This is a genomic window from Actinomycetospora corticicola (assembly GCF_013409505.1).
Lineage (GTDB): Bacteria > Actinomycetota > Actinomycetes > Mycobacteriales > Pseudonocardiaceae > Actinomycetospora > Actinomycetospora corticicola.
Genome location: NZ_JACCBN010000001.1, coordinates 2,988,437 through 3,003,764 on the forward strand (window position 1 = coordinate 2,988,437; position 15,328 = coordinate 3,003,764).

At 73.5% G+C, this 15,328-nt stretch carries 30 protein-coding genes; 27 read left to right on the forward strand and 3 right to left on the reverse strand.

The window, feature by feature from the left end; translation table 11 throughout:
• Positions 1-44 precede the first annotated feature (44 nt).
• From BJ983_RS14320 to BJ983_RS14330, 3 genes are all read right to left on the reverse strand, one after another.
• Positions 45-1,823 carry a 3-hydroxybutyryl-CoA dehydrogenase gene (locus BJ983_RS14320; RefSeq protein ID WP_179794389.1) on the reverse strand — a complete coding sequence of 593 codons (1,779 nt, stop codon included), beginning with the start codon at positions 1,821-1,823 and terminating at the stop codon, positions 45-47.
• A 105-nt stretch (positions 1,824-1,928) separates the two neighbouring features.
• Complete coding sequence (locus BJ983_RS14325) at positions 1,929-3,455, reverse strand: aldehyde dehydrogenase family protein (protein ID WP_179794390.1); 1,527 nt, start codon at positions 3,453-3,455, stop codon at positions 1,929-1,931.
• A gap of 10 nt (positions 3,456-3,465) precedes the next feature.
• Complete coding sequence (locus BJ983_RS14330; RefSeq protein WP_179794391.1) at positions 3,466-3,783, reverse strand: helix-turn-helix transcriptional regulator; 318 nt, start codon at positions 3,781-3,783, stop codon at positions 3,466-3,468.
• Between the two features lie 113 nt (positions 3,784-3,896).
• Here BJ983_RS14330 and BJ983_RS14335 point away from each other — a divergent pair, with 113 nt between their 5' ends.
• From BJ983_RS14335 to BJ983_RS14465, 27 genes are all read left to right on the forward strand, one after another.
• Positions 3,897-4,127 carry a hypothetical protein gene (locus BJ983_RS14335; RefSeq protein WP_179794392.1) on the forward strand — a complete coding sequence of 77 codons (231 nt, stop codon included), beginning with the start codon at positions 3,897-3,899 and terminating at the stop codon, positions 4,125-4,127.
• A 64-nt stretch (positions 4,128-4,191) separates the two neighbouring features.
• A complete protein-coding gene (locus BJ983_RS14340; RefSeq protein ID WP_179794393.1) occupies positions 4,192-4,428 on the forward strand; it encodes a hypothetical protein in 237 nt (78 codons plus the stop codon).
• The gene (locus BJ983_RS14345) at positions 4,428-4,610 is read left to right on the forward strand and encodes a hypothetical protein (protein WP_179794394.1); all 183 of its coding nucleotides are present in this window, start codon (positions 4,428-4,430) and stop codon (positions 4,608-4,610) included. The genes BJ983_RS14340 and BJ983_RS14345 overlap by 1 nt, the downstream gene beginning before the upstream one ends.
• On the forward strand, positions 4,595-4,801 hold the full coding sequence (locus BJ983_RS14350; RefSeq protein ID WP_179794395.1) for a hypothetical protein: 207 nt from the start codon (positions 4,595-4,597) through the stop codon (positions 4,799-4,801). Before BJ983_RS14345 ends, BJ983_RS14350 begins: the two co-directional genes overlap by 16 nt.
• On the forward strand, positions 4,798-5,094 hold the full coding sequence (locus tag BJ983_RS14355; RefSeq protein WP_179794396.1) for a hypothetical protein: 297 nt from the start codon (positions 4,798-4,800) through the stop codon (positions 5,092-5,094). The genes BJ983_RS14350 and BJ983_RS14355 overlap by 4 nt, the downstream gene beginning before the upstream one ends.
• On the forward strand, positions 5,094-5,684 hold the full coding sequence (locus BJ983_RS14360) for a hypothetical protein (protein ID WP_179794397.1): 591 nt from the start codon (positions 5,094-5,096) through the stop codon (positions 5,682-5,684). The genes BJ983_RS14355 and BJ983_RS14360 overlap by 1 nt, the downstream gene beginning before the upstream one ends.
• Complete coding sequence (locus tag BJ983_RS14365) at positions 5,681-6,007, forward strand: hypothetical protein (RefSeq protein ID WP_179794398.1); 327 nt, start codon at positions 5,681-5,683, stop codon at positions 6,005-6,007. The genes BJ983_RS14360 and BJ983_RS14365 overlap by 4 nt, the downstream gene beginning before the upstream one ends.
• Positions 6,007-6,219 (forward strand): hypothetical protein, encoded by a 213-nt coding sequence (locus tag BJ983_RS14370; protein ID WP_179794399.1) that lies wholly within the window; start codon positions 6,007-6,009, stop codon positions 6,217-6,219. Before BJ983_RS14365 ends, BJ983_RS14370 begins: the two co-directional genes overlap by 1 nt.
• Positions 6,216-7,193 carry a hypothetical protein gene (locus BJ983_RS14375; RefSeq protein WP_179794400.1) on the forward strand — a complete coding sequence of 326 codons (978 nt, stop codon included), beginning with the start codon at positions 6,216-6,218 and terminating at the stop codon, positions 7,191-7,193. Before BJ983_RS14370 ends, BJ983_RS14375 begins: the two co-directional genes overlap by 4 nt.
• Positions 7,190-7,564 carry a histone-like nucleoid-structuring protein Lsr2 gene (locus BJ983_RS14380; protein ID WP_179794401.1) on the forward strand — a complete coding sequence of 125 codons (375 nt, stop codon included), beginning with the start codon at positions 7,190-7,192 and terminating at the stop codon, positions 7,562-7,564. The genes BJ983_RS14375 and BJ983_RS14380 overlap by 4 nt, the downstream gene beginning before the upstream one ends.
• On the forward strand, positions 7,561-8,481 hold the full coding sequence (locus BJ983_RS14385) for a PD-(D/E)XK nuclease-like domain-containing protein (RefSeq protein ID WP_179794402.1): 921 nt from the start codon (positions 7,561-7,563) through the stop codon (positions 8,479-8,481). Before BJ983_RS14380 ends, BJ983_RS14385 begins: the two co-directional genes overlap by 4 nt.
• Positions 8,478-9,527, forward strand: a complete 1,050-nt coding sequence (bet, locus tag BJ983_RS14390) for a phage recombination protein Bet (protein ID WP_179794403.1) — start codon at positions 8,478-8,480, stop codon at positions 9,525-9,527. Before BJ983_RS14385 ends, bet begins: the two co-directional genes overlap by 4 nt.
• Positions 9,524-9,892 carry a hypothetical protein gene (locus BJ983_RS14395; RefSeq protein ID WP_179794404.1) on the forward strand — a complete coding sequence of 123 codons (369 nt, stop codon included), beginning with the start codon at positions 9,524-9,526 and terminating at the stop codon, positions 9,890-9,892. The genes bet and BJ983_RS14395 overlap by 4 nt, the downstream gene beginning before the upstream one ends.
• The gene (locus BJ983_RS14400) at positions 9,889-10,404 is read left to right on the forward strand and encodes a hypothetical protein (RefSeq protein WP_179794405.1); all 516 of its coding nucleotides are present in this window, start codon (positions 9,889-9,891) and stop codon (positions 10,402-10,404) included. Before BJ983_RS14395 ends, BJ983_RS14400 begins: the two co-directional genes overlap by 4 nt.
• Positions 10,401-10,742, forward strand: a complete 342-nt coding sequence (locus BJ983_RS14405; protein WP_179794406.1) for a DUF7352 domain-containing protein — start codon at positions 10,401-10,403, stop codon at positions 10,740-10,742. The genes BJ983_RS14400 and BJ983_RS14405 overlap by 4 nt, the downstream gene beginning before the upstream one ends.
• 17 nt (positions 10,743-10,759) lie before the next feature.
• Positions 10,760-11,290, forward strand: a complete 531-nt coding sequence (locus BJ983_RS14410; protein WP_179794407.1) for a hypothetical protein — start codon at positions 10,760-10,762, stop codon at positions 11,288-11,290.
• Positions 11,283-11,561: a hypothetical protein gene (locus tag BJ983_RS14415; protein WP_179794408.1), complete on the forward strand. Its 279-nt coding sequence runs from the start codon at positions 11,283-11,285 to the stop codon at positions 11,559-11,561. The genes BJ983_RS14410 and BJ983_RS14415 overlap by 8 nt, the downstream gene beginning before the upstream one ends.
• Positions 11,558-12,157, forward strand: a complete 600-nt coding sequence (locus BJ983_RS14420) for a 3'-5' exonuclease family protein (protein WP_179794409.1) — start codon at positions 11,558-11,560, stop codon at positions 12,155-12,157. Before BJ983_RS14415 ends, BJ983_RS14420 begins: the two co-directional genes overlap by 4 nt.
• Positions 12,154-12,339, forward strand: coding sequence for a hypothetical protein (locus BJ983_RS14425; protein ID WP_179794410.1), 186 nt, complete (start codon positions 12,154-12,156; stop codon positions 12,337-12,339). The genes BJ983_RS14420 and BJ983_RS14425 overlap by 4 nt, the downstream gene beginning before the upstream one ends.
• Complete coding sequence (locus BJ983_RS14430; protein ID WP_179794411.1) at positions 12,336-12,632, forward strand: hypothetical protein; 297 nt, start codon at positions 12,336-12,338, stop codon at positions 12,630-12,632. Before BJ983_RS14425 ends, BJ983_RS14430 begins: the two co-directional genes overlap by 4 nt.
• Before the next feature lie 5 nt (positions 12,633-12,637).
• Entirely contained in the window at positions 12,638-12,925 is a 288-nt protein-coding gene (locus tag BJ983_RS14435; protein ID WP_179794412.1) for a hypothetical protein, read from the forward strand.
• Positions 12,922-13,176 carry a hypothetical protein gene (locus BJ983_RS14440; RefSeq protein WP_179794413.1) on the forward strand — a complete coding sequence of 85 codons (255 nt, stop codon included), beginning with the start codon at positions 12,922-12,924 and terminating at the stop codon, positions 13,174-13,176. Before BJ983_RS14435 ends, BJ983_RS14440 begins: the two co-directional genes overlap by 4 nt.
• A 33-nt stretch (positions 13,177-13,209) precedes the next feature.
• Positions 13,210-14,223 (forward strand): hypothetical protein, encoded by a 1,014-nt coding sequence (locus BJ983_RS14445; RefSeq protein ID WP_179794414.1) that lies wholly within the window; start codon positions 13,210-13,212, stop codon positions 14,221-14,223.
• Positions 14,220-14,432, forward strand: a complete 213-nt coding sequence (locus BJ983_RS14450; RefSeq protein WP_179794415.1) for a hypothetical protein — start codon at positions 14,220-14,222, stop codon at positions 14,430-14,432. The genes BJ983_RS14445 and BJ983_RS14450 overlap by 4 nt, the downstream gene beginning before the upstream one ends.
• Entirely contained in the window at positions 14,429-14,593 is a 165-nt protein-coding gene (locus BJ983_RS14455; protein WP_179794416.1) for a hypothetical protein, read from the forward strand. The genes BJ983_RS14450 and BJ983_RS14455 overlap by 4 nt, the downstream gene beginning before the upstream one ends.
• On the forward strand, positions 14,590-14,892 hold the full coding sequence (locus BJ983_RS14460) for a hypothetical protein (protein ID WP_179794417.1): 303 nt from the start codon (positions 14,590-14,592) through the stop codon (positions 14,890-14,892). The genes BJ983_RS14455 and BJ983_RS14460 overlap by 4 nt, the downstream gene beginning before the upstream one ends.
• Positions 14,889-15,308: a hypothetical protein gene (locus tag BJ983_RS14465; protein WP_179794418.1), complete on the forward strand. Its 420-nt coding sequence runs from the start codon at positions 14,889-14,891 to the stop codon at positions 15,306-15,308. The genes BJ983_RS14460 and BJ983_RS14465 overlap by 4 nt, the downstream gene beginning before the upstream one ends.
• Positions 15,309-15,328 lie beyond the last annotated feature (20 nt).

Genomic DNA, 15,328 nt, shown 5'->3' on the forward strand with positions numbered 1-15,328 from the left:
CTAAAGGGGGCTATAGCCCCACTTAGTGCTCACGGGAGCTTCGCTCACCGGTAGTCCCGGAACCCGTGCCCGGTCTTGCGGCCGAGCCGGCCCGCCGTCACCAGGTGCTCGAGCAGCGGCGTCGGCGCGAAGCCGGGCACGCGGAACTCCTGGTAGAGCGACCGCTCGATCGCGAGCGACACGTCGAGGCCCACGACGTCGAGCAGGGCGAAGGGCCCCATCGGCAGGCCACAGCCGTTCTTCATGGCCGAGTCGATGTCGTCGACGGTCGCGTAGTGCGCGTCGAGCATCGCCACCGAGTCGTTGAGGTACGGGAAGAGCAGCGCGTTGACGATGAAGCCCGCGCGGTCCCCGCAGAGCACCGGCGCCTTCTTGATCTTCGCGCACAGGTCCCGGACGGTCGCGGTGACGTCGGGCGCGGTGGTGATCGGCGAGACGATCTCCACCAGCTTCATCACGGCAGCCGGGTTGAAGAAGTGCATGCCGATGACGTCGGCGGGCCGCGACGTCGCCGCGGCGCACTCGACGACCGGGAGCGACGACGTGGTGGTCGCGAGGATGGTCCCGGGCTTGCAGACCTCGTCGAGCGCGGAGAACGCAGCCTGCTTGACCTCGAGGTCCTCGGCGATCGCCTCGACGACGATGTCGCACTCGGCGAGGCCGGAGAAGTCGACCGTGGTGGAGATGCGCCCGAGCGTCTCGTCGCGCGCGTCCTCGGTCATCTTGCCCTTGACCACGGCCTTCTCGAGCGACTTGCGTACCGCCGCGATCGCGCCCTCGCCCTTGGACTCCGAGCGCCCGCGCACGACGACGTCGTAGCCGGCCTTCGCGAAGACCTCGGCGATGCCGGTGGCCATCGTGCCCGTGCCCACCACGCCGACCCGCGAGATCGGACGCAGCTCGGCGTCGTCGGCGCCGGGCGGCGGCGGGGTCAGGTGGTCGGGGACGACCGTGCCCGAGCCCGGCTCGGCGTAGGTGTAGAAGCCGCGGCCGGTCTTCCGGCCGAGAAGACCCGCCGTGATCATCTGCTTGAGGATCGGGGCCGGCGCGTGGCGCTGGTTGCGCGACTGCCGGTACATCTCCTCGAGGATCTCGTAGGCGGTGTCGAGGCCGATGAGGTCCATCAGGGCCAGCGGGCCCATCGGGTAGCCGCAGCCGAACTTCATCGCGGCGTCGAGGTCCTCGCGACCCGCGTAGTGCGACTCGAACATGCCCACGGCCTGGTTGAGGTACGTGAACAGCAGCTGGTTGGCGATGAAGCCCGCCCGGTCGCCGCAGACCACGGGCGACTTGCCGAGGCGCTCGGCCAGCGCGCGGACGTCGTCGACGACGTCGGGCTCGGTGACGACCGTGCGCACGAGCTCCACCAGCGGCTGGACCGGCGCCGGGTTGAAGAAGTGCATCCCGACGACCTTGCTCGGGCGCTGGGTGCGCACCGACAGCTCGGTGATCGAGAGCGACGAGGTGTTCGAGGCGAAGATCGTGTCCGCGGCGCAGACCTTGTCCAGGGCCGCGAACACCTCGCTCTTGAGCTCCAGGCGCTCGGGGACCGCCTCGACGACGAGCGCGACGTCGCCGAGCTGCGCCATGTCGGTGGTGACGGTGACGCGCTCGAGCAGCGCGGCGCGGTCGTCCTCGGCGAGCTTCCCGCGGGAGACGGCGCGCGCGGTGGAGGACTCGATCTGTTCCTTGCCGTGCGCGGCGGCGGCCTCGGTCACCTCGACCGCGACCACCTCGATGCCGCCCTTGGCGAACACCTCGACGATGCCGGCCCCCATCGTGCCGAGACCGACCACACCCACCCGGGCGAACTCGCGCGCCACTACTCGTCCCTTCGTCGGCGACATTGCTGATTGCGGCGATCGTGGCACGTCGGGGTCGCGGGCCCTACCCCTCGGACCCGCACGTGACGCACCCCTCCGCGCGCTTTACCGGTTCCGTCGGTAGATCACGCCGGCCAGCACGGACAGCAGCTTGACCACCCAGCCGGGCCGGTCGAACGTCATCACGTTCAGGCTCTTGAAGCGGCGCTCGGACACGGCGAGGGCCCGCGTGAACTCCCGCAGCCCGTCGCGGCCGTGGATGCGCCCGAAGCCCGAGTCGCCGACCCCGCCGAACGGCAGCGACGGCATCGCCGCGAACGCGATGACGCCGTTCACCGACACCATGCCGACCCGGAGCTTGCGGGCGATCTCGTAGCCGCGCTTCTTCGCGAAGACCGAGCCGCCGAGGCCGTACTTCGAGGCGTTGGCCCGCTCCACGGCCTCGTCGATGTCCCGCACGCGATTGATCACGACGGTCGGCCCGAAGGTCTCCTCGGTGACCGCGGTCGAGTCCTCCGGGACGTCGGCGAGCACCACCGGGTCGACGTACGGCGCGCGCACGGACTCGCGGCCGCCGAGCACGGCCCAGCCGCCCTTCGACAGCGCGTCGTCGATCTGGCCGGAGATCACGTCGAGTTGGCTCGGCATGGTGATCGGCCCGTAGACCGAGCGCAGGTCACCGCCCGGGCGCAGCTTCGCCGCCCGCTGGGCCACCTTGTCGAGGAACTCCTCGGCCACCGAGTCGACCACGTACACCCGCTCCACGCCGATGCAGGTCTGCCCGGCGTTGGACATCGCGCCCCACACCGCGGCGGCCGCGGCGTCGTCCAGGTCGGCGTCGTGGTCGACGAGCAGCGCGTCCTTGCCGCCGCACTCCACGAGGATGGGCGTCAGCGTCTCCGCGCACGTGGCCATGACCTTCTTGGCGGTGGCGGTCGAGCCGGTGAAGGCGACCTTGTCCACGCCCGCCCGGCACAGCGCCGCGCCCGTCTCGCCCTCGCCGGTGACCAGGCCGAACAGGCCCTCGCCGTAGCCGTCGGTGCGGTGCAGCACCTCGGCGAACGAGTCGACGAGCCACTTCCCCACCGTCGGCGTCAGCTCGCTCGGCTTGAACACCACGGCGTTGCCGGCCGCGAGGGCGTAGCCGATCGAGCCCATCGGCGTGAAGACCGGGTAGTTCCACGGGCCGAGCACACCGATCACGCCGAGCGGGCGGTACTCGATGGTCGCCTTGTGGTTCACCATCAGCGCGCCGGCCTCGAAGCGCTTGCGGCCCAGCGCCGCCTTCGCGTGCTTGCCCGCCCAGTGCAGGTGGTCGATGACGAGGACGACCTCGAGGCGGGAGTCGTCGAGCGGCTTCCCGGTCTCGCGGCTCACCAGCTCGGCGAGCTCGTCGGTGCGCTCGATCAGGAGCTTCCGCCAGGCGCCGAGCCGCTCCCGCCGGCCGTCGAAGCCGAGGTCGGCCCACCACTGCGCCGCGCGGCGCGCGCGCTCCACGACCGCGCCCACCTCGTCCGGGCCGTGGACCGGGTGGGTCGCGATGACGGACCCGTCCCGCGGATCGAGGGAGTCGAAGGTCTTTCCCGACGACGGGTCGGTGGTCGCCTCGGGCCGCGCAGCCGTGCTCGTCATCCTCCGGACGTTACCGGTGGGTACTCGACTCGTCAGCCTCAGTCGCCGAAGGAGCCGGCGGGATCGGGCCAGGCGGTCGCGTCTGGCCAGTGAGCACATCGAGCGGCGTCGTGTTCAGCACGCCCGCGATGCGCTCCATGTCGTCGGTGCTCATGGCGTGACGCCCGGACAAGCGCTCGTTGACCCAGGGCGGCGTGACACCGAGCGCGCGGGCCAGGCCGCGCTGAGACATGCCAGTGCGGCCCAGCTGGGCACGGAACTCGCCGGCGACCCACTTCGTGAACAGGCCGCGGGGCAGGGTGCCCTCGTCGACTGCAGCGCTCGTCATAAGGCACACGCTAACAGTGTCACGGTCGGCGTTACAACAGCCGGGCTAGCGCTTCCGGGTCACGGCCGCATCACAGCTTGACCTGGAAGCGTCTCGCTGACAATGTGCTCCTCGTGCCTGACGACGCCAACCTCCGCAGCTCGGTTCGCGCCGAGCTTGCTCGCCAGGGCCTCAGCGCCCGGGCGATGAACGCGCGGCTCGGCTGGGGCCTGCACCACCTGACCCGCCGTCTGTCCGGCGAGGTCGAGTTCCGCAGCTCCGAGCTGGAGGCGATCGCCTCCGAGCTCGGCATCCCCGTCTCGCGCTTCTACGACCCACCGCGCGACGCCGTACCCGCGTCCTGACCTGACCAACAACGAGGGCCGGCGCCATGGCCCGGCACCGGCCCCCTGACACGGAGGAGAGTCCGTGAACGAGCACCACGATATCGACGTCCGGATCCGACCGGGAGTGTTGCCGACCAAGCGTCTGGGCTGCATGGACTCCGGCATCCCGCAGCTGCCCATGGGCGACGGCCCGCAGTCTGCGGTCGAGGTGATCCTGGCTGCCCCCGCCATGGCGTGCTCTTCGAGAGCCGCCAACCGCGCTGACCGGCGACGCGTCGCGAAGGCGTCGCGCAAGCTCGGCGTGCAGGCGTCGGCGTGATGAGCCCCTTGATCGGCGGCGACGACGGCCTCGACGTCTTCGTCCCCCGCCAGCCCACCGCCCGCGAGCGGGAGCGCACCCGCCTCCGCGCCGCCGACGTCGTCGGCCTCGGGATGGCCCTCGGCTCGCTGATGGTCCTGCTCGCCGCCGGGGCCGGCTGGTTCGGATGGCTGCTGACGTGAGCGCCGGACCGATGCGGTTCCTCGAGGAGGACGACGAGCAGACCGGCCCCCTGTGGGTCAGCCGCCCCGGCCGCGCCCGGCACCGCCGCCAGCTCACCGACCGCGAGCAGGCGATCCGCGCCGCCATCGGCCTCGCGCTGCTGCTGCTCGTCGTCCTGCTCTTCGTCGCCGCGATGGGCGCGGTGACGTGAGCCGCCGGCACGCCGACACCGGCGACACCCCGCTCGTCCCGCCGCCGTCGTGGCGCCGCGACGACGAGCCCGCCGACGACGGCTGCCGACGACGCGTCGTCCTCGACGGCGACCACACCCGCTGCGGCCACGGCTACGGAGCCCACGACCGCCGCATCCCCGGCGGCCCGCGCGACGCCTGCTCGCTGTGCGACTGCCCCGGCTATCACCCCGACTTCCGCCCTGCGTTCCTCGTCCTCGGCGTGCTGATCCTCGTGGTCACCGCCCTGGTCCTGATCTTCGGAGCCTTCTGATGACCGACCTCGACGACCGCCCCGCCGGCCGGCCCGCCGGCCTCGTCACCCTCGACCACCCCGCCACCGCCGCGATCACCGTCCCCGACGACGGGAACGCCCTCAACGACCACGACCTGCTCGACGACCTCGCCGGCTGGCCGCAGGCCCCCGCCCCGTTCGTCATCGACGTGCCGTTCACCCACGGCACCGTCTACGTCGGCCGCGTCGTCCAGGACTGGATCCGCGCCCTCGACGTCGACCACGGCCTCACCGACCCGCAGGACGTCCGGGTCAACCGGTACGGCGCCCACCTGCACTTCGACGACGAGGCCGCGCTCCGGACTGCGATCGCCTACGGCGAGCAGCTCGACGCGAGCACGCCCGTCGGGGTGCTCCTCGACGTCGTCGGGGACCTCGTCGGCGTCGAGATGACCGGCGCCGTCCTCGGCGTCCCGGTCACCCTGCACGTCGACACCCGCGCCCGGCTCGCCACCGCCGCCGTCCTCGAGCTGCGCGACCTGCGCCGGCACGCCGACGCCGACCGGGCCTGCCGCGCCGTCGGCGGAGAGCTGACCGTCGCCACCTCGGAGGGTGGTGAGCAGGCGTGACCGCCGAGACCGAGACGAAGCCGCGGCGCCTGCAGGGCGAGTGGTTCGCGCCGACCCGCACCGCGACCGACGCCCCGCCGCGCGCCGAGATGCGGCACGTCGCCCGCATGCTCGACGACCAGACCGACCTCTGCGCGGCCGGCGCAGAGGTGCTCCGGGTGATCGTCGACTGCGCCCGCCACGGCGGCGTCAGCGCCCTGGGCGTCGGCGAGCTGGAGCGGCTGTCGGTCGTCCTCGACGGCATCGCCGCCCCGGCCGTCGACGAGCTCACCCTCGCGGCCGCCGTCGGCGTGCTCGTCCCGACGTCGGGCGGTGCCCGATGATGCGCGCGCTGCTCGGCAAGCTCGCCCGCGCCGCGACCCCGGCCTACGACCTGCAGGACGCGCAGGAGGACGTCTGGGTCGCCGACGGACCGGACTGGTGGCGGCTCGTGCCCACCGACTCCTCCGACCGGCCCGCGCCTCGCACCACGCGCGCCGAGGTGGCCCGCTGCTACGGCCCCGTCGTCGAGCTTCCGCACATCGGGGGCGCGTGATGGCCTTCGCGATGATCGACGACCTCACCGGCGACAGCCACCCGGTCGAGGCCGCGCACAAGCTCACCCTCCACCTCGACCGGCATCTCGTCGCCGAGGGCGACACCTCCGAGATCGCCGGGTGGGACGTCGCCTCGACCGACCCCCGGGAGCTCCTCGCCCAGCTCGGCGAGCACTTGTCCGGGGTCGCCGCCCCGCTGCGCCCGGTCGGGCCGCTGCCCGGCGTGGAGTCGCTGCGCCAGGCACTCAAGGGCGTCCGCGGCGGCCCGCCGCCCGCCCTCGACGCCGACGCCGACGCCGACGCCGACGCCGACGAGGCCCGGGCCGGCGGCGCCGAGGTGAGGCAGCCGACGCCTGCTGGCGGGCAGGACACCGACCCGGGCGACGAGGACGCTACCGACGATCCCGAAGTCGTCGAGCAGCCGGCGGTCGTCCCCGCACCGCGGCCCGCGCCCCGGCCCACCGCGCCCGAGCGGGTCGCCGAGGCCGTCGGCGGCCAGGCCACCGACGCGACCATCCGGCTCTGGGCGCACCAGCACAACGTGCCGTGCTCGATGACCGGCAAGCTCAACGCCTGGGCCCGCGCCGGCTACCTCCGCGTCCAGGGCGGCGCCCCCGACCAGCAGCTCTGGGAGGACTACCGCGCCTCCATCAAGCCCTCGCCGGCTGCTCGCCCAGCCGACGAGACGCCGTCGCCGCCCGACCCGAGTCCCCCCGCGGGACGGGCGGCGACGGCACCCACAGCCCCGGACCGCGCGGGTCGCGGTCCGGACGGCCCACCGGCGCCCGCACCCTCGGGGAAGAACGGGTCGGGCGCCGGTGCGGACCAGGGCCGACCCCGACCCGAGCAGCTCGACCTCGCCGAGGAACTCGCCGCAGACGGTGCCACTCCGATGACCATCGTCAACCGGACCGGCGTCTCGCTGGTGTTCGCGCGCGAGCTGGTCTCGAAGGCGAAGGGGCCGCGCCGATGAGCACCATCACCATCCTCGCCTGCGACCTCGACGGCGTGGCGCACACCGACGACGACCCCGTCACGACCATCGAGTGGGGTCTCGACGACGCGCTCTACGAGATCGACCTCTGCGCATCCCACGAGCTCGAGCTGCGCGAGGTCCTCGAGCGCTACGCCCTCGCGGGCCGGAAGGCCGGCGCGACCGCGAAGCGCGCGCCCGCTCCCACCGCCACCGCCGCCGACCGACCGAAGCGGATCGCCGCCGCCGGGTCCGACCGGGCCCGCAACGCGCGGATCCGCGAGTGGGCCCGCGCGCAGGGCATGACCGTCCCCGACCTCGGCCGCCTGGCCAGCGGCGTGGTCGCCGCCTACGAGGAGGCTCACCTGTGAAGCCCTGGATCACCGAGCCCGGCGCCTACCCGGAGCTCACCGAGGAGCAGTACCACGCCGACCCCGTCGTCGGGTCGAGCCTGTCCTCGAGCGGCGCGCGCACGCTGATCAACGAGACGCCGCTGCACTTCCGCTACCAGCGCGACCACCCGCAGCCCGCGAAGAAGGAGTTCGACTTCGGGCACGCCGCGCACCTGGTCGTGACCGGGTCCGGCTCCCCGATCGTCGAGGTGCCGCACGACAACTGGCGCACGAACGCGTCGAAGGAGGCGGCGGCCGCGGCGCGCGCCGAGGGCGGCGTTCCGCTGCTCACCCGCGACGTCGAGCACGTCGAGGCGATGGCCGAGGTCCTGCGCCGACACCCGGTCGCCGGGCCGCTGCTCATGCGCGAGGGTGTCGGCGAGCAGTCCTTCGTCGGGCGCGACCCCGAGTCCGGGGTGATGTGCCGGGTCCGTGTCGACTGGATGCCGAAGGTCGCGGCCGGTGAGCGGCTGATCCTCGTCGACTACAAGAGCGCCGCCGACGCCGACCCGCGCCACTTCGGCACCTCGATGGGCCGGTGGGGCTACCACTGCCAGGGCCCCTTCTACGTCGACGTCCTGCACTGGCTCGGCCTCACCGCCGGCCCCGACGGCGACCCGATCGAGCCGCTGTTCCTGCTCGTGGCCCAGGAGAAGGAACCGCCGTACGCGGTGTCCCTCGACCGGCCCGACGACAACGCGTTCGCGTGGGGCCGGGTCGTCAACCGCAAGGCACGCGACGTGTTCCGCGAGTGCACCGAGATCGGGCGCTGGCCCGGCTACGAGGAGCGCGTCCACGACCTCTCCCTGCCCGGCTGGCTGATCCGCGACTACGAGCTCGCCGAGAGCGCCGGTCACTTCGACACCGCATCCGACATCGAGGAGGCCCTCGCATGACCACGACCACCGCCGACGTCGAGGCCCGACCAGAGGACATCGCCGCCGCCGTCGGCGTCCCGGTCGGCGCGCTCGCGATCCGCGCCGACCAGACGACCCTCGACGAGGCCCAGCGCAAGGCGCTTGGGCACATCGGCTTGCAGGACTGCAACGACGCCGACATCACCGCGTTCCTGCACCTGTGTCAGCGCACCGGGCTCGACCCCTGGGCTCGGCAGATCTACCTGATCAACCGACGCGAGAAGGTCCCCGGCACTCGCGACCAGTACCGCGACAAGTGGCAGCCGCAGACCGGCATCGACGGGTTCCGGGTCATCGCCCAGCGCCACGGCGATATCTACCGCGGGCAGACCGCGCCCGAGTGGTGCGGTGACGACGGCGTTTGGATGCCGGTCTGGCTCAAGAAGGGGACGCCGCCGGCCGCCTCCCGGGTCGGCGTGCTGCGTTCCGATCGGGATGAGCCCGTGTGGGGCATCGCGGTGTTCTCCGAGTTCGCGCAGTACACCTCGGGCGGCGACCTCAACGCGATGTGGAAGACGAAGAGCTCCCACATGATCGCGAAGTGCGCCGAGGCCGCGGCCCTGCGCAAGGCGTTCCCGCAGGACATGGCCGGGCTGACCATCGCCGAGGAGGTCGGGGCGAACCGCCCGACCCGCGTCGAGTCGACCCGTGTCACCCCCTCCGGCCCGGTCGACAACTCCGAGCTGACCGGCAAGCCCGCCCCGAAGGACACGCCGAAGAAGAGCGACGCGCCGAAGGCGTCGGCGGTCAAGGCCGCGGGCGACAGCATGACCCCCGAGCAGCAGCGGACGTTCCTGCGTCTGCGCCGCGAGGCCGACGTCGGCGACGCGAAGGCCTACGCCTCGCAGCACCTCGGCCGCACCATCAACTCCCTCGGCGAGCTCACCCAGGGCGACGCGGCGAAGCTGATCGAGAACCTCGAGGCCATGCTCGGCGCCGACGAGCCCGGCCAGCCCGAGGTCATCGACGCCGAGGTCGTCGACGAGGGCCAGGCCACGACCGAGCAGCCGGCGGCCCAGCAGTGAGCGCCCCGCACTACGTCGTGCGCGGCGACTTGTCCTCCGAAGGCCCCGACCTCTACGCCGAGTCGGGCAAGCTCGTCGCCTGGGCCGACTCGCCCGAGCGGGCGCACTTCCTCGCCGAGGCGCACAACGCCTACGTCCCAGCGCTCCGGATGCTGATCCGGGTACTGCACGTCGACGCCATCCCGGAGTCCTGGAGCGCCGAGGGTCGCGGGCCGATCTCGATCCGCGAGGTCGCCGAGCGCATCGCCGAGCTCCTGCCCGCGGACTCCGTCGGTGCGCCGCTCTCCGCCGATGAGGTCCGCGACGCCGCGATCGCGGACCGGGCCCGCGCGGCGTCCGACACGCTGAACGGGGCGAGCGCATGACCTACTGCGCACCCCGGGTCACCCCCGGCGGCCCGGCCACCGACCTTCCGGACGCCGGAGAGGGCGCGTGCTGCTGGGGCAACGTCATCGGCGGGCCGAACCACTGCACCTGCTGGGTCCCGGTCTACGACCTCGAGCAGGGCCCGCTCGACGAGACGCTCGCGGGCTGGCTCGCGGCCGGCGTCGAACCGAACACCGCCGCCACCATGTGCGGCGGCTGCGCCTACCGGCCCGGGTCCCCGGAGAAGCTCGGCGACGATCGGCACGCCGCCGACGCCGACGAGCTCGAGCGGGTCGCGGGCAGCGCCACTGACCGCTTCTTCTGCCACGCCGGCATCCGCCGCGTCGTGCGGTGGCGCCACCCGTCGGGCGCCGAGATCGACGGGCACGCCGCGTCGTACCACCCGCCGATCCGGCACGGCGCCCCGTGGCGCGCGGACGGCCAGCCCGCCGAGCTCTGCGCCGGCTGGGCCGCCCGTCGCCGCGCCCTCACCGCCGGAGGTGCCCGATGAGCAACACCACCGTCTACCGCTACCGCCTCCGCGTACAGCCCACCGAGGACGTGGCGATGCCCGCCGGTGCCCGGGTGCTCAGCGTGCAGCGCCGAGACCACGGCGACGGCGCTGTCGACCTGTGGGCCGAGGTCGACCCGGAGCAGCCCGACGCCACGATCCGCGTGCAGCTCGTCGGCACCGGCTGGGCCGAGATCCCCGCCCAGCCCCCGGCCCGCTACGTCGGCACCGTCCAGCTCGGCGACGGCTTCGTGATCCTCCACGCCTACGTCACCGGCGACAGCGACACCGACCTCGAGCGGATCGCCAGCGCGCTCGCCGATGGGACGGCAACGTGAGCGTCCCGTGCTGCGACTTGCACCGGGACGTCGGGTGCTGCGACCCGCTCGACTGCGGACCGTGCTGCGAGGGCTGCCCCACCTGCCCGTCCGAGATCCGCATCCGCCAGAGGCGTGACCCGTGGTCCTCGTGGCGGCACCGGCTGGCCAACCGGCTGACCGGCGGCGAGCTCTTCGCCGTGCGCGGCCGTGTCCGCCAGGGCGAACGGGCGCTGGCCACCGCCCTCGACGGTGAGACTCGGGCCCGCGAAGCGGCACGCAAGACGCAGGGCCGGCTCGCCGAGCTACGCCAGGCCAACGTGACCCGTGACCGCCAGGTCCGCGCGGTGCACCTCGCCGAGACCCTGCTCGACCGCTTCCGCGAGCGCGGCGCAGTGCCCGGCATCGCGGTGGCCACCGTCGACGCGGTCACCCTCGCGACCTGGCACAGCCTGCTCGACGAGCTCGCCCGCCCGGCCCCCGAGCTCGACGCCGCGGTCGCCGACCGCGAGCCGCTGCAGCCCGCATTCGTACACCCGGGCACCGACAGCGAGGTCGCCGATGCGTGACCACGTCCGCGCCCAGCAGTACCGCGACCACCGACTCGTGGCCGGCTTCCAGCGCCTCGAGGTCGCCGAGACCCGGCCCGGCGACTCCGGCGTCCAGCTCGCCCTAGGCGACTCCCTGGTCGTCCTCGACGCCGAGACCGTCGAGCGCCTCGGCATCGACCTGCAGATCCGCGCCAGCTACCTGCGCGGCATCCGGCCGCCGCCAGGACCCGAGCCCGATCGGGCCCCCGGACCCGACGACGTCCCCCTGATCGAGGAGACCCAGGCATGACCGACGTGCACGAGCTGGCCCCGCTCGCGTTCATCGACACCGAGACCGACGGCGTCCACCCCGACCGCGCGGTGTGGGAGATCGCCATCGTCCGACGCGAGCCGGACGGCAGCGAGGAAGCGTGGGAGACGTTCGTCGACGTCGAGCTCGACACGGCGAACCCGTTCGGCCTGAAGGTCGGGCGCTTCTACGAGCGCCACCCGCTCGGCCGACGGCTCTCCGGTCGGGACCCTCTCGTGCCGTCGACCCGAGACGACACCCTCTCCGTCTACACCGCCGCCCATCACGTCGCGCGACTCACGCACGGCGCACACCTGGTGGGCGCGGTGCCGAACTTCGACGCCGAGGTGCTCGACCGCGACCTGCGTAACCAGGGCCTGATCGGGGCCTGGCACTACCACCTGGTCGACATCGAGAACCTGGCCGTCGGCTACCTCGCCGGCCAGGGGCGGCCGCTCCCGCCGCCGTGGGACAGCGACGAGATCACCGCCATGCTCGACCTGGAGCCGACGCCGCAGGACGAGCGGCACACCGCGATGGGCGACGTGCGGTGGGCGATGCGCGTCTACGACCGCGTCATGGGCCGGACCTCGTGACGCCGGCCCGTCCCGTCCGGGCCGCGCCCGGCTCGGCCGCGTTCCTCGCGATCGTCGACCGGGCCGTGCCGGCCCGGTCCGGGCACGACCACTCGCGACCGATGTGCGCGGCCTGGGACGACCACCTCTCCCGCGAGCTCGCAGCCCTGACCGCTCCCCCGACCACCGAGGAGAACCGATGACCGAGACCAGCTCGAACGTGCGCAGCATTCAGGGTGAGCAGCAGCCGCCCGAGAGCGCCAAGGTGAACTTCACCGGGACGAACGCCGAGCTCTCCGGCGACTCGCTGCCCTCGGTCGGCGACGAGCAGGTCTTCACCGTCCGCGCCGTGTGCAAGCGCCAGGGCATCCAGCTGATCGACGACAGCCACGTCCCGTTCCGGACGATGAAGGTCACCGAGATCATCCCCGGCGACATCACCGAACGCGCCGACGTCGAGGGCCCGACCCTCTTCGACGACGCGTCCGAGGGCTGAGCGGCGTGCAGGGACTGACCCCGCGGCCCGCGGCGGCCGTGCACGCCCCGAGCTTCTCGTGCCTCTACCCGGGCCCGGTCGACGACGAGTCGGTCGGCATGCTCTACGGCCCGGACCTCGACGGCCGCGAGGCGTTCCGGCTCACCTTCACCGAGCCGGCCGCCGGCGGCCGCACCCGCGCGCACTTCGAGCCGGTCCCGATGCACCAGGTGCGGGCCCTTGCGGCCGAGGAGCGCGCAACCGACGAGGCCGCCGCTCGCGCGCGTGCGCACGCCTTCTGGGGGCGCCGGTGACCACCTACTTGCGCGGCCGCCAGGAGCTCGCCGCCCAGGCCGCCGACGAGGCCGACGCGCTGCGCTTCACCATCCGCCACCCCGAGCAGCGCGGCGCCTGGGACCGGGCGTGCGGGCTGATCCACCGCGACCCGCAGCTCGCCGCCACGACCCTGCTCGCGCTCGCCGCGATGGTGCCCGCCGACGCCGACACCGCCGAGCTCCTCGCGCGGATCGACGAACTGCACGCGCCGGCCCCGAGACGTGGCTGAACCCGTACCCCCGACGAGAGAGAGGAGGCGCCGATGGCACGCGAGCACGCACGGATCCTGACCTCGATCTGGTCCGACCGGGACTGGCGCGCGCGCAGCGTCCTCGAGCAGTGGCTCTACGTCCGCGTGGTGTCCGACAAGCACATCAACAACGCCGGCGTCCTGCCGCTGTGGGAGTCCCGCTGGGCCCGGGCCGCGGTCGACCTGGACGTCGACGCAGTCGAGAAGGCCCGGCGTGGGCTGTCCGAACACCGCTTCCTGGTGGTCGACGAGGAGACCGACGAGGCCCTCGTCCGATCGTTCATGCGCGGCGACCGTGTCTACCGCCAGCCCAACGTCCTCAAGAACGCGCTCGGCGAGGCGGCCACGACCGAGTCCCCGATCCTGCGCTCGGTGCTCGCCGAGGAGCTGCTCCGGATCGTGCCGATGCTACCGACCGGCAAGGGCTTCGAGGGCATGCCGGGCGAGGTCGCCCGGGTCGCCCACCTGCTCGACCCCGAAGGGTCCGCGCGCACGCCCTACGAAGGGTCCGGGAACCCTTCCGCGAACCCTTCGATCGAACCCCACGGGAACCCTTCGATATCGGCGAGAACGAACCCCACCGCATCGCGAGGGGTTGGGGAAGGGGTAGGGGAAGGGGGTACGTCCCGTCCCGTAGGTGGTCGGGTTGGGGGGTCGCGGGCGCGCCAGACCCCGGACCGTCCCGGCTCGTCGGCCTCCGGCGGGCCCCCCACCCCGAGCTCCTCCGACGCGACGAGCACCCCGACGCCGGGCTCGCTGCCCGGGTTCACCGAGCAGCCCTGCGGCCGGCGGCACAGCCCGGACGAGCGGTGCCGTCGGTGCGGCGAAGCCCGCGAGGCCCGGGCCGCCGACGCCGACCGGGCCCGCCGCGACGCCGCCGCCGCGGTCTCGGCGTGCCGGATGTGCGACGGCGACGGTCGGCTCCTCGAGGTCGGCCGCTTCCTGCCGGTCTCGCCCACCGCCTGGTGCGACCACGAGACCGACCAGCGCCAGCAGGTCGCCGACGCCCGGGACGAGGCGTCGTGACCGCCCCCGCCGGCGACCCCCGGGTGCTGCTCGAGGAGACCGTGTCGTGCCCGGCGTGCGGCGAGGACCTCGCCGTGCCGGGCGGCGGCTTCGCCTCCCAGGACGCCTACCTCGAGGTCGGCTTCGCGGTCGCCCGCGAGCACGCCGCCGCCCTCGACGACGAGCGCCACCGCGACCTGGTCGCGCAGCTCGACGAGGACCCGGCGTGACCCCGCGCCAGTGGCACCACGCCGGCACCGACACCGACGACCGCGGCCGACCCCGCGGCCTGTGCTGGTGCGGATGGCGCGGCGACTCGCAGCACGGTGACCGGCCCCGGCTCGCGGCCCGTCGCGACGCCAACCGGCACGTCACCGAGGCCGGCGCGTGAGCCGCCGCCGGCCCCCGCGCTGGGTCGAGTGGGCGCCGCGGGCCCGCGAGCGCCGCACCCGGGGTCGCGACATGGACTGGCACGCCGACCGCGAGCTCGCGAACACGGTCGTCTGCCCGCCGAAGCCGAAGGGCTGCAACGCCCCGATCGGCACCACCTGCCGGAACTTCGGGACCGGTCAGGAGCTGGAGAACTGGCCGGCCCACGAGGCGCGCCTCAAGCGCGCCGAGGCCGTCTTCCAAGCCGCCGCCGAGGCCGAGCAGGCCGAGGCACCCGTCCCCTCGGAGGAGACAGCATGAGCACCACCGACACCGACCAGCCCGAGACCGAGCCGACCCGGCCGACGCACGCCAGCGAGGTCGCCGCCGAGCACATGCTCGTCACCGACGTCCTCGGTCGCATCGGTGAGAACCCCGACCGTGCGGAGATTGAACGCGTCCTGCGCGAGTCGATCCGCGCGGCCGGCAACCTCATCCCTAGCTCGTTCGCCCGTCGACCCGTCGAGGTCCGCGTCGCGGTCGAGGACGAGGAGGGCTGCGAGGTCGACCAGACCGTCGCGCTGACCCGTGCCCAGGGCGGCACACCAACCGTCCTCGGCGGCACGCTCGGCAACCTCGTGGCCTCCGTCCTCGGCAGCTTCTACGTGGCCGCCGACGGCGCCGAGTACGGCGACGCGCTCGACGCCGCGCTCGTCACGCTGCAGGCCCGGCAGTGACCCGCATCGGGACTCGGCTG

Coding starts and splice junctions, on each gene's coding strand:
- BJ983_RS14325 (WP_179794390.1), bottom strand. CDS start 3,455: ATGACGAGCACGGCTGCGCGGCCCGAGGCGACCACCGACCCGTCGTCG.
- BJ983_RS14330 (WP_179794391.1), bottom strand. CDS start 3,783: ATGACGAGCGCTGCAGTCGACGAGGGCACCCTGCCCCGCGGCCTGTTC.
- BJ983_RS14345 (WP_179794394.1), top strand. CDS start 4,428: ATGAGCCCCTTGATCGGCGGCGACGACGGCCTCGACGTCTTCGTCCCC.
- BJ983_RS14350 (WP_179794395.1), top strand. CDS start 4,595: ATGGCTGCTGACGTGAGCGCCGGACCGATGCGGTTCCTCGAGGAGGAC.
- BJ983_RS14360 (WP_179794397.1), top strand. CDS start 5,094: ATGACCGACCTCGACGACCGCCCCGCCGGCCGGCCCGCCGGCCTCGTC.
- BJ983_RS14370 (WP_179794399.1), top strand. CDS start 6,007: ATGCGCGCGCTGCTCGGCAAGCTCGCCCGCGCCGCGACCCCGGCCTAC.
- BJ983_RS14380 (WP_179794401.1), top strand. CDS start 7,190: ATGAGCACCATCACCATCCTCGCCTGCGACCTCGACGGCGTGGCGCAC.
- bet (WP_179794403.1), top strand. CDS start 8,478: ATGACCACGACCACCGCCGACGTCGAGGCCCGACCAGAGGACATCGCC.
- BJ983_RS14400 (WP_179794405.1), top strand. CDS start 9,889: ATGACCTACTGCGCACCCCGGGTCACCCCCGGCGGCCCGGCCACCGAC.
- BJ983_RS14405 (WP_179794406.1), top strand. CDS start 10,401: ATGAGCAACACCACCGTCTACCGCTACCGCCTCCGCGTACAGCCCACC.
- BJ983_RS14415 (WP_179794408.1), top strand. CDS start 11,283: ATGCGTGACCACGTCCGCGCCCAGCAGTACCGCGACCACCGACTCGTG.
- BJ983_RS14420 (WP_179794409.1), top strand. CDS start 11,558: ATGACCGACGTGCACGAGCTGGCCCCGCTCGCGTTCATCGACACCGAG.
- BJ983_RS14430 (WP_179794411.1), top strand. CDS start 12,336: ATGACCGAGACCAGCTCGAACGTGCGCAGCATTCAGGGTGAGCAGCAG.
- BJ983_RS14445 (WP_179794414.1), top strand. CDS start 13,210: ATGGCACGCGAGCACGCACGGATCCTGACCTCGATCTGGTCCGACCGG.
- BJ983_RS14465 (WP_179794418.1), top strand. CDS start 14,889: ATGAGCACCACCGACACCGACCAGCCCGAGACCGAGCCGACCCGGCCG.